This is a genomic window from uncultured Flavobacterium sp. (genome assembly GCF_963925185.1).
GTDB lineage: Bacteria > Bacteroidota > Bacteroidia > Flavobacteriales > Flavobacteriaceae > Flavobacterium.
In genome coordinates, this window is sequence record NZ_CAWURC010000033.1 from 24,517 (window position 1) to 35,679 (window position 11,163).

The 11,163-nt window shown below is 33.3% G+C and carries 9 protein-coding genes; 1 reads left to right on the forward strand and 8 read right to left on the reverse strand.

Going from position 1 to position 11,163, the window contains the following annotated elements; translation table 11 throughout:
• Positions 1 to 23: 23 nt before the first annotated feature.
• The 7 genes from AABM59_RS08115 to AABM59_RS08145 all read right to left on the reverse strand — a co-directional run bounded on the left by AABM59_RS08115 (position 24) and on the right by AABM59_RS08145 (position 7,650).
• Entirely contained in the window at positions 24 to 713 is a 690-nt protein-coding gene (locus AABM59_RS08115; protein WP_338408463.1) for an RluA family pseudouridine synthase, read from the reverse strand.
• 16 nt (positions 714 to 729) lie between these two features.
• Positions 730 to 2,151, reverse strand: a complete 1,422-nt coding sequence (locus AABM59_RS08120; RefSeq protein WP_338408464.1) for a glycosyltransferase family 39 protein — start codon at positions 2,149 to 2,151, stop codon at positions 730 to 732.
• On the reverse strand, positions 2,152 to 2,925 hold the full coding sequence (locus tag AABM59_RS08125) for a glycosyltransferase (protein WP_338408465.1): 774 nt from the start codon (positions 2,923 to 2,925) through the stop codon (positions 2,152 to 2,154).
• 97 nt (positions 2,926 to 3,022) lie between these two features.
• Positions 3,023 to 3,841 (reverse strand): 3-methyl-2-oxobutanoate hydroxymethyltransferase, encoded by an 819-nt coding sequence (panB, locus tag AABM59_RS08130; protein WP_338408466.1) that lies wholly within the window; start codon positions 3,839 to 3,841, stop codon positions 3,023 to 3,025.
• Between the two features lie 140 nt (positions 3,842 to 3,981).
• Positions 3,982 to 4,362, reverse strand: coding sequence for a DUF2809 domain-containing protein (locus AABM59_RS08135; RefSeq protein ID WP_338408467.1), 381 nt, complete (start codon positions 4,360 to 4,362; stop codon positions 3,982 to 3,984).
• A gap of 7 nt (positions 4,363 to 4,369) precedes the next feature.
• Positions 4,370 to 5,797 carry an L-serine ammonia-lyase gene (locus AABM59_RS08140; protein ID WP_338408468.1) on the reverse strand — a complete coding sequence of 476 codons (1,428 nt, stop codon included), beginning with the start codon at positions 5,795 to 5,797 and terminating at the stop codon, positions 4,370 to 4,372.
• Positions 5,798 to 6,084: 287 nt separating this feature from the next.
• A complete protein-coding gene (locus tag AABM59_RS08145; protein WP_338408469.1) occupies positions 6,085 to 7,650 on the reverse strand; it encodes a phospholipase D family protein in 1,566 nt (521 codons plus the stop codon).
• 269 nt (positions 7,651 to 7,919) lie between these two features.
• Between AABM59_RS08145 and dnaK the strand changes: the two genes are divergently transcribed.
• A complete protein-coding gene (gene dnaK, locus AABM59_RS08150) occupies positions 7,920 to 9,803 on the forward strand; it encodes a molecular chaperone DnaK (protein WP_338408470.1) in 1,884 nt (627 codons plus the stop codon).
• An 87-nt stretch (positions 9,804 to 9,890) separates the two neighbouring features.
• Here the strand turns inward: dnaK and AABM59_RS08155 are convergent, their stop codons facing one another.
• Positions 9,891 to 10,787, reverse strand: a complete 897-nt coding sequence (locus AABM59_RS08155; protein WP_338408471.1) for a hypothetical protein — start codon at positions 10,785 to 10,787, stop codon at positions 9,891 to 9,893.
• Between the last annotated feature and the right edge of the window lie 376 nt (positions 10,788 to 11,163).

The window sequence follows — 11,163 nt, forward strand, 5'->3', positions numbered from 1 at the left end:
TCTAAAGATACATTTTTTTAAAATTAAACAGCATTCCAAATAATATCATTTGGAACTGGGGCAATTATTATTATATTTTCTTTGGATACAGGATGAATAAACGCCAACTTTCGAGCGTGTAAATGTATGCCTCCATCAGGATTACTTCGGTCAAAACCATACTTTAAATCTCCTTTTATGGGAGAACCAATTGCCGAAAGTTGCGCTCTTATTTGGTGGTGTCGTCCGGTGTGGAGATTGATTTCTAAAGCAAAATAATTGTTTAGTTCCTGGACAATTTTATAATCTAAACTAGCTAATTTGCTCTCAGGAACTTCATTGATATGCGCTTTCGAAGTGTTGTTTTTTTCATTTCTTTTTAAAAAATGAACAAGTTTGTCTTCTGGTTTTTGAGGTTTGTTTTTCACGATTGCCCAATAGGTCTTCTGGGTTTCACGATTTTTAAACAATTCATTCAATCGTACCAATGCTTTACTGGTCCTGGCAAAAACTACGATTCCGGTTGTAGGTCTGTCTAATCGATGTACAACTCCCAAAAAAACTTCACCGGGTTTGTTGTATTTATCTTTGATGTATTCTTTTACGACATCGGAAAGTGGTTTGTCGCCCGTTTTATCGCCTTGTACAATATCGCCCACACGTTTGTTCACCACAATAATATGATTGTCTTCGTGCAGGATTTGGAGGTTATATTTGTCGGAAAGTATTTTCATCAACTATTGGGACTCATTATTTAATTTCAAAAATAGAAGTTTTAAAATTACTTTGGATTAGGGTCATTTTATCAAGATGTATTTTCGAAATATCTTGCTCATTTTTTGTTGGAATCACAAAAAACATCTTTTTGTTCAAGTCCATAACAGAATCTAGTTCCACTTCGTTTTTAAGAATTTGGGCTTTGCCAATGGAATAAAATTGACCCGAATAATTTTTATCTTTCCAATAATACAAAGGAATTTCTTTATTTTCGGATTTGATTTTTATGTTTTCTAAAAGATATTTATCGGAATTCATATATTGATCTAGCTTTCCTGTGGTAAACAATCCAAAATAAGCAAGAAAAACAACTGCCGGAAAAATCAATGCGGTGCGAATTATCAGTTTTTTATTGGTAAAATCTTCCCACCAATAAACGATTAAAAACATAATAGGAATCGTTATTGGGAGCATATAAGTATGCAATATATTTTTAGACATTGTAAAAAATAGGGGAGTCCAGAGCATCCATAAAACCAGGAAGGAAATCCAACTATTTTTGAATATTGTCTTTCTTGTTTTCCATAATTTATAAAACACAATTTGTATCCAAGGAAGTCCAAAAACGAACATAAAAGCCCAGATCATTCCTTTTGGTTGGGAATGACCACTGCCATATAAATCCCCTTTCCATCCCGGCTCGACGAAACGTTTGTAGTGTTCGCCAACTATGAAATAATCTAGGAAACCAGGTGTTTCCTGCTCTGCAAAATAATACCAAGGAATGGCAATTATTGCCGTAATCAGAATTCCAAGGAGTATCGAAAATTTTGAAAATAGTGCTCTAAATCTTTTGACATCTAAACAACACCATATAAAGAGTGGGGGAAAAGTAAGCACAATTATTAGTGGTCCTTTTGCCAATAATCCAAATCCTAAAGCAATAAAAAACACATAATTCCAATAGGTTTTTACCTCGCTTTTTATTGTTTGCCAAAAAGAAATCATCATTATTGCCACACAAAACTCTAGTGTTGTATCTGTTGAAACAACTCCGGTATGTATCAGGAATTCAGGCATTGTCAACAAAATAAATCCTGGTAGATAAAATGAAGCACCGCTTTTTTTTACCATTTTTCCAGCAATAATAATCAAGAGAATGCTAAGCAAAAAAGAAGGAAATCTTGATGCAAATTCATTGATTCCAAATAGTAAAAAACTCGCCGCAGATAGCCAAGTCGATAAAGGTGGTTTTGCCCAAAACGGAACATCGTAATCTATTTGCAAAACAATCCATTGGTTTGTTTCTTGCATAATCCTAGCAATTTCGGCATATCTAGCTTCGGTTTTATCTAATAACGGAATCGTTGCTGTTAACAATAATCTAAAAATTGCAATAAGAATTACGGAAATATATAGAATGAAGGAGTTGTTTTTAAGTTTTTCTGAAATCATTTATTTTTGGGATTGAATTAAGGTATTCTTTGCTATTTTTTTATATTTCCGGCGAATTTCAAACAAATCATACCACAGTTTAAAACCGTAAGTAAATTTCACTTTAGAATCTCCTTTTTCGACCCATAGTTTCAACGGTATTTCTCGCATTTTTTCGATAGCTTTTTCTTTTCCAAAAATATGAATCATTCTGTAGAATATTTCCACATCGAATAACCATTTTGATATAAATTTCTTTTGAAATAAGACTTCAGAGATTTCTTTTGTAAACAGTTTGCTGCCACATTGCGTATCATAAACCTTGATTTCAAGAATGTTAGAAATAAAAGTAGCCACGACTCTTCCTATCAAAAACCGACTGTTTTCACGTTCGATTGTAGAACCAATTTTCCTGATTCGTGAACCAAAACTAAAGATTATTTCTTCTTGTAAATGATTCCTAAGTTCCATAAATTCTTCAAGAGTAGTTGCTAAATCAGCATCGAGATAACCGATATATTGGTGTTGAAAGTTTATATTGCAATAATTAATTCCAGCTCGAACGGCTTCTGCTTTACCTGAGTTTTTTTTCAAAGAAAGAACGTGAATTTGAGTGTCGTATTTTGCCTTTAAAACATTTAGCAATTCCAGTGTTTTATCTGTGGATCCATCATTTACAAAACATATAAATGCCTCTGGATTATTCTTCAAAAAGTTGGAATATTCACTATTTGAAATCCCTTTTTCTTCATTGTAACAAGGGATGACAATGCTTGTGTTGGGAATTATTGGCATGTTAAAATATTTTTTATTCAAAAAGACAAGCTAATTATGATGTTATCTTTAATGAAAATTAGTTGCGTTATTATTTTTCCTTTTGGATTTTGGAGACTTAATACTGTTCTTTCTCATTTGGAAAATCGCTCGACTTCACATCGGCAACATATTGTGCAATTGCTTTTGTCATTCCGTCATACAAATCCATATAACGACGCAAAAACCGAGGGCTAAATTCATTATTCATTCCTAACATATCGTGAATAACCAAAACTTGTCCGTCAACACCTCCACCAGCTCCAATTCCTATTACGGGAATCGAAATGCTTTTGGCCACTGCTTCGGCTAAATGTGCTGGAACTTTTTCGATAACAATGGCAAAACAACCTAATTTTTCGAGCAATTTTGCATCTTGAATTAATTTTTCGGCTTCTTCGTCTTCTTTTGCTCGAACGGTATAAGTTCCAAATTTATAAATAGATTGTGGAGTTAAACCCAAATGTCCCATCACTGGAATTCCGGCATTCAATATTCTTTTTATAGATTCTTTTACTTCGCTTCCACCTTCAAGTTTCACAGCGTGTCCTCCGCTTTCTTTCATAATTCTGATAGCAGAACGCAAGGCTTCTTTTGGATCCGATTGATAACTCCCGAAAGGTAAATCGACTACAACTAGCGCTCTTGTTATTGCACGAATAACACCTGATGCGTGATAAATCATTTGGTCTAAAGTAATAGGAAGTGTAGTTTCGTGACCCGCCATAACATTCGAAGCAGAATCCCCCACTAAAATCACGTCGATACCAGCAGCATCAACAATTTTTGCCATTGAATAATCATAAGATGTAAGCATGGAAATTTTTTCTCCATTGGCTTTCATTTCGATTAATGACTTTGTGGTAATTCTTTTATAATCTTTTTTTGCTGCTGACATTATTTATATTTAGGAATTATGATTTGTATTTAAAAGTGTAAAATTAATCAAATAATCTAAAATTGGAAGCGATTACAATTTTTATATACAGACTCTTTAAAATCGGTATCTAAAAAGTATTAAAATGTTTTAAAGAACAATTATTCTCTTGAATTTTTATTAACTAAACTAGAATCCATTAATGAAAAAATTAGCACTCCAAGAGTATAATAAACCAATCCGCTCCAGAGAAAACCCTGTCCTAATGCATAATGTCCTAATGTTGTTCGTAGGATTTCTAAAATCCAATCGGCTCTATACAATTGAAGGAATTTAATGCAAAAACATAAAACTAATGCATTTACCGCGGTCTTTATAAAATCGTTATTGATACCGAGTAACCGCACACCAAAATAAACCATAACTGCATCCAACGTGTCTCCAAAAAAAGTTGGAACACCATCAATATTCCGGGACAATATACCAATTAGGATTACAGAAATTATAATTATGAAATAACAAAATCGGTTATTTTTTAGCATAATGAAATTAACAATCTGCCATATTCACGGCTATCGCCAAGCCTCCCTCGGAAGTTTCCTTGTACTTATTGTTCATATCCTTAGCGGTTTGCCACATGGTGTCAATCACCTTATCCAATGGCACTTTTGCATTTTTTGGGTCCGTTTCTAAAGCTAATTCAGCAGCATTTATTGCTTTTATGGCGCCCATTGTATTCCTTTCTATACACGGAATTTGAACCAAACCACCTATTGGGTCACAAGTTAATCCAAGATGATGTTCCATAGCGATTTCGGCAGCCATCAAAACCTGAGCTGGTGATCCGCCCATTAATTCACATAAAGCCGCTGCAGCCATTGCCGATGAAACTCCAATTTCGGCCTGACAACCTCCCATTGCTGCGGAAATAGTAGATCCTTTTTTGAAAACACTTCCTATTTCTCCTGCAATCATTAGAAATTGTTTAATTTCTTTTTCTCCAGCATCGTGATTTTCTATAACCAAGTAATACATTAAAACTGATGGAATCACGCCAGCACTTCCGTTAGTAGGAGCAGTAACTACACGTCCTAAAGCGGCATTTACTTCATTTACAGCTAAGGCAAAACACGAAACCCATTTCAGGATTTGGCGAAATTTCACTTCTGTCTTTCGTATTTGTTCTAGCCAAGTTTGTGGCGAATTATAATTAGACAAACCAATGAGATTTTGGTGCATATCAAAGGCTCTGCGACGCACGTTTAAACCTCCGGGAAGAATGCCTTCGGAATGGCAACCTATATACATTGATTCGAGCATCGTTCTCCAAATTCGCATCAATTCGTAATGAATTTCGGCTTCTGAGCGCATGGATTTCTCATTTTCGAACACAATTTCCGAAATGTTTTTGTTTTCCTGAATGGTATAATTCAACAATTCAGCAGCATTTTCAATAGGAAACGGAAAGGCACATTTTATTTTGATTTTCTTTTTGGCATTGGTGCGCTCTTCTTTCACCACAAAACCACCACCTATGGAGTAAAAGGTCGAACGGTATTTAGTTCCATCTTTTGCGTAAGCGGTAAAGGTCATTCCATTTGAGTGGAAAGGAAGGAATTTTTTATTAAAAATGATGTCTTTTGAAAAATCGAAATGAATATTTATTTCGTTTCCAAGATTTATTTCCTGGGAGTCTTTGATTAATTTTGTAATTCCTGCGATATTTTGAACGGGGATATTTTCTGGATTTTGACCGCTTAAACCAAGTAGGATTGCTAAATCTGTGGCATGGCCTTTTCCTGTAAGGGAAAGCGAACCATATAAATCTATTTTAATTCTGTTTAGAGAATGTATTAAGTTTTTCTTTCTCAATTCGACTAAAAAACGTTCGGCTGCACGCCAAGGACCGAGTGTATGTGAACTTGAAGGTCCAACACCAATTTTTAACATATCAAAAACCGAGATACATTCTTCCATATTTATAGATTTCGTTGAACAAATATAGGAGAATGAATAAGTAAAAAGAATTTTTTAACTATTAAAAATTAGGAATTTGATAAAATTTAAGTTCTTTTTTAAGAATAGCTACTGATACAATGGAGATTAAAGGAGTATTTTTAAGGTATAGTTAAAAATTAGCTTTACAATTTGCTATGAATTTTTGAAAATGGGTTAAAAAACTAAAATCGAAACACAGTTAATTTTTATTAAATTTATAAATTTTAAAAAACAACAACCTTTTTAGCTAGAAAAATTGAAGCATTCTATAAAATATTTTTTGGAATAATTTTTCTAGTCCAAGTTTTGATTCTCTTGATTTTACCCACTTTTGAATCCGGGTTTGACTCTAAAGTTGTTTCCCAAGAATTTTCCGGTTGGAATTCATTTCCCATCCCAATTAGCACTTCGCTTGCAATTTTTTCAGAAGGAATAATAGTTATACATTCCGTATTTAAATTGGCACTTCGAGGATCTAGATTAAAAGTTCCAATCACGGTTGTTTTACCGTCGACAACCATCGATTTTGCATGAAGCCCAAAAACAGGTTTATAATCTAATGCTTTTTGTAATTCTCCAGTCATAATTTTGGTTCGTTCGGCAGCATCAGGACGGAATTCGTAGATTTTGATTCCGGTTTCCAGCAACTTTTTTCTATCAGTTTGATAACTGCTAAAAGCTTCTATATTGTCAGTTGATGCAAGACTATTGGTTAGAATTCTAATTTTTACGCCACGCTGAACCGCTTCTCTAAAAAGATTTCGACTCAGTTCGGAGGTAATTAAATACGGCGTTTGAATATCAATCGAGGATTTTGCATTTTTGACCAAATTGATTAAAGCAGTTGTTGTATTCCCGCCACCGCCTAAACCGCTTTTGCCGTCATTTTTTCCTGGTTCGTCCGAAATAAAGGAAACATCGTCTACCCAAATCAATTCTTTGGACTCTTTTATGTCTTGAATGGTATTGTGAAAATTTTCTATTTTACTTCGAATTTGGGGCCAAAAATTCTCTGGATTGCAAGCATATTGATGCAGTTTATCGAACTTGTGAATGTCATTTGCATCTTTGGCGACTTCATCCGTTATATCGGTTATAGGAACACTGAGTGAGCTGTTCCAAAAGCTTTCGAACGATTTGTTGACATCTTCGGCGATTTTTCCAACTAATAGCACGTCTCTGTCTCTGAAATTATATTCGTGGTCATAGTCAAAATATTCATCGGCTATATTTCGCCCACCAGTTATGACAATTTTTCCATCAACGGTGAATGTTTTGTTGTGCATCCGTAGGTTTGCCGATCGATAATCGGTTGTGAATTTTTTTATTTTTCCAAATATATTTTTGCCAAGATTGACTCCAGGATTGTAGATTTTGATACTGATATTGGAATGAGAATCTAAAGTCAAGATGTCTTCTATTCCGGCTTCTACCATAATATCATCAACAATAATACGGACTTTCACGCCACTGTCGGCTGCTCTTACCAAGTAATCGCAGGCAATGAGTCCGACATTATCTGTAGAAAAAATAAAATACTGGATATCGATTGTCTTTTCGGCATATTCGGTGAGCCACGCTCTGGTAACCAGTGATCCGCCCCCGTCTTCCAATACATAAACACCCGTTTTGGTCTGCATTATTTTCGAAAAATCGTCCAGTTCTTTTGAAAGTGTTTTGGTGTCATTTCTATGAATGCTCCCGCAAAAATCCTGTTTTGTTAAAGTTGTTTCTTCGTTTTTTTTATTACAGGAAACCAATATAATTAAAACTATTAAATAGAAGTATTTTAAATGTGCTGTTTTAAATAAAATAATGTTTTGGTTTATCATTTTAGAATTTGTTTTAATTACAAAACTTGAATTATGGTTTTGCTAATATAACTAATATAAAGAAGTAAATATTTTTGATAGTTTTAAATTTTAAATGACAAGCTATAAAAAATAAGTAAAGCAACTCAAAATGTCAATTTGTCATATTATTTAACGACAATTTTAACAAAAACTGACAATTCACTTGGTTTTTTCTATTGGCACAAAGATTGACTGTAGCAACTCGAGATGCTAAATTAAGTATATAATAAAATTAAATATAAATAAAAATGGGTAAAATAATCGGAATTGATTTAGGTACGACAAACTCTTGTGTTTCTGTAATGGAAGGTAATGAAGCAGTTGTTATTCCTAACGCAGAGGGAAAAAGAACAACGCCATCTATCATCGCTTTTGTTGAAGGTGGAGAAATTAAAGTAGGGGATCCTGCTAAGAGACAAGCAGTAACTAATCCAACTAAGACTATTGCTTCTATCAAACGTTTTATGGGTCATTCTTTTGCTGAAGTTACAGCTGAAGCAAAAAGAGTTTCTTACAAAGTAGTAAAAGGCGACAATAATACACCACGTGTTGATATTGATGGTCGTTTGTATTCTGCTCAAGAATTGTCAGCGATGACTCTTCAAAAAATGAAAAAAACCGCTGAAGACTATTTAGGTCAAACCGTTACTGAAGCGGTTATTACTGTTCCTGCTTATTTTAATGATGCACAACGTCAAGCTACAAAAGAAGCTGGTGAAATTGCAGGTCTTAAAGTAATGCGTATTATCAACGAACCTACTGCTGCAGCTTTGGCTTATGGTTTAGATAAAAAAGGAGTGGATCAAAAAATTGCTGTTTACGATTTAGGTGGCGGTACATTTGATATTTCTGTTCTTGAATTAGGAGACGGAGTTTTCGAAGTTCTTTCTACAAATGGTGATACTCACCTTGGTGGAGATGATTTTGACCACGAAATTATTGACTGGTTAGCTGCTGAATTTTTAACGGAAGAAGGTATTGATTTACGTTTAGATCCAATGTCTTTGCAACGTTTGAAAGAAGCTGCTGAGAAAGCAAAAATCGAATTATCTTCTTCTGCTGAAACGGAGATTAACTTACCATATGTAACTGCTACAGCTTCAGGACCAAAACACTTGGTTAAAAAATTAACTAGAGCTCAATTTGAAAAATTAACTGACTCTTTAGTAAAACGTTCTATGGCACCAGTTGCCAAAGCGTTGAAAGATGCCGGTTTATCTGTTTCTGATATTGACGAAGTGATCCTTGTAGGAGGTTCAACTCGTATGCCTAGAATTGCTGACGAAGTAGAAAAATTCTTTGGTAAAAAAGCGTCTAAAGGAGTTAACCCTGATGAAGTTGTTGCCATTGGAGCAGCTATTCAAGGTGGAGTTCTTTCTGGAGATGTAAAAGATGTATTGTTACTTGACGTTACACCTTTATCTTTAGGTATCGAAACTATGGGTGGCGTTATGACAACTCTTATCGAGTCTAATACTACTATTCCAACCAAAAAATCTCAAGTTTTCTCTACAGCTGCAGATTCTCAACCAACAGTTGAACTACACGTTCTTCAAGGTGCAAGAGCCATGGCAGTTGATAACAAAACAATTGGTCGTTTCAACTTAGACGGTATTCCACCAGCACCAAGGGGTGTTCCACAAATTGAAGTAACTTTTGATATTGATGCCAATGGTATCATCAAAGTTTCGGCAACGGATAAAGGAACTGGAAAATCTCACGATATTCGTATCGAAGCTTCTTCTGGATTGACTTCTGAAGAAATCGAAAGAATGAAAAAAGATGCCGAAGCTAACGCTGAGTCTGACAAAATCGCAAGATCAAGAGCCGAAAAATTGAACGAAGCCGATGGAATGATTTTCCAAACGGAATCTCAATTGAAAGAATTGGGAGAGAAATTAACTGATGACAATAAAGTAGCCATCGAATATGCCTTAACTGAATTGAGAATGGCACACCAATCTCAAGATGTTGATGCTATCCAAATTGCACTTGACAAAATCAACGCAGCTTGGAAAACAGCTACAGAAGCAATGTACGCTCAAGGAGAACAAGGTCAACAAGCTGCCGAGCCACAAGCAGAAGCGCAAGGAGACAATGTTCAAGATGTTGAATATGAAGAAGTGAAGTAATTGTTTTTTAGATAATATACTTTTAGATAATAGACTAAACCGAGTAAGAAATTGCTCGGTTTTTTATGTTTAAATACTTAAAAGAAATTAAAAATCACTTTCTAATTTGTCATATTTGTTGTGTATCGCCAATATAACGATTCCAAATACCACCGACATTACTATAAGTACTACATTTAATATACCCTCGGTGCTAAAAGAAAGTTTAATCATTATTGTTGAAATTATAAAACCCGAATTTCTTATTACTTTACTGAATTTATCCGAGTGTAAAAATGAAAATAAAAGTAAAAAAACATCAACCAAAATTAATAATGTAAAAAAATCATCAAAAAATATTTTGTTTACATCTTTAAACTCATAAACCAACTTATCAATAGACGAAAAGCTATCCAACAACCAATGTCCGAGGCTGTAAAGCGATAAAATGAAAACGATTATTACTAAAAAAGTGGCGATATATTCTTTTGTTTTGATGAAATTTTTTACTTCGGTGCTAATTTTGCTATCTTTTTTTCGACTGTTAATGCTGTTTTCATCATTAAGTCGATAAAACTTAAAAATCAGATAAAATAGTATTATTACTGCAGCGAGATCGTACATGAAAATAAGATCATATTTTACAATGAACCAATTATTTGTAAATTCCAGGTTAGAAATATCTTTGAAGATACGTCGGATGACAATTAATAATATAATTTCATATTGTTTACCGATGTATATAGAGGTCGATTTGGGTAAATAATAAACCAATAGATATACTTCATAAACAAGGATAAATGAAAATGGCGTATAAATCGCAGCTATGGGGTGAATAAATAATGTAGAGAGTTCTCCTAATTGAATGATTTGTAGCTTATTTAAAACAATAAAAATTAAATGCAACAAAAAAGAAATTATCGATAAAAAGATAATAATCTTTTCAATTTTTTTCTTAAAATTATCCGATAACAAAAAAACACATAATGAATCTAATCTTGTCATAAAAGTTTATTTTTTGGATTGATTGGTTAGTTTTAGTTTAATATTGGTTTTCGTGATGATGATATGATTTTCGCAAGTATAATTGATGGAAAAATTGATTTACCAAATTATTAAAGAAAAAATTAGGATGCATTACACCGAATTACCTAATTGCTTATTTATTATAAAATTCAATAAAAATTTAATAAAAATATAATTTTTTATTTTATTATTTGAATAAACAATAGTTAAAATTAAAATATTTTGATTTTCTGTAATATTTTTTTTTTATTTTTGAACTAAATTATAAAAGAATACTATATGTTTACAAAATTCAAGAAATCGGAGTTATTTATTTTGTTATTGGTTGTGGTTTTGATATTTATATCGGAATACC